The organism is Desulfonatronum sp. SC1 (genome assembly GCF_003046795.1).
In the GTDB taxonomy this organism is placed as follows: domain Bacteria; phylum Desulfobacterota; class Desulfovibrionia; order Desulfovibrionales; family Desulfonatronaceae; genus Desulfonatronum.
In genome coordinates this window covers 1-499 of the sequence record NZ_PZKN01000104.1, presented here as the reverse complement: position 1 = coordinate 499, position 499 = coordinate 1, and the positions used below count along the sequence as shown (strand labels likewise).

The 499-nt window shown below is 43.3% G+C and carries 1 protein-coding gene; it reads right to left on the bottom strand.

The window, feature by feature from the left end; all coding sequences use genetic code 11:
* Positions 1–465 (bottom strand): acyl-CoA dehydrogenase family protein (locus C6366_RS20900; RefSeq protein ID WP_199221582.1); only part of this gene is annotated, 465 nt, incomplete at its 3' end.
* Positions 466–499: the final 34 nt, after the last annotated feature.

Below are 499 nucleotides of genomic sequence, written 5' to 3'. Positions count from 1 at the left end.
TTCTGATGCAAATTCATTAATAGTTTCAGCACAATCCTGCAAACCCCAGATGTTTACAAATCCGGCATCGGCACGCGACACGATGTCAGCGGCCATAATATAAGGTACGATAGGGAAATTAAGGCCTTCGTATTTACGAGGCAGGGTGATTCCCATTAATCCGGCTTTCACCAAAGCGTCGAGGTTTTCCTGTGTGCCACGGGCATATATTACCTCATTATTCACAATTTTTGGACCTTCGGCATCCACGCTTTCAGCGTTGGGAGCCACTATATCCCCGCATATTTCGCCTACAATTTCAAGTACTTTCTCGTAACTGTCCATCGCATCTTCAAAATCCATCGGGGCATAATCAAACTTATCCTTGTCGGCAAAGCCTTGCTCCTTGAGCGTTACAATTTTCTGCATCAAGGGGTGCTGCAGATGAAAAAGTAAATCTGGGTTATCTGTGAAAAAATTAGCCATTTTTTTTTATTGTTGGGGATTGATTGAACCAATC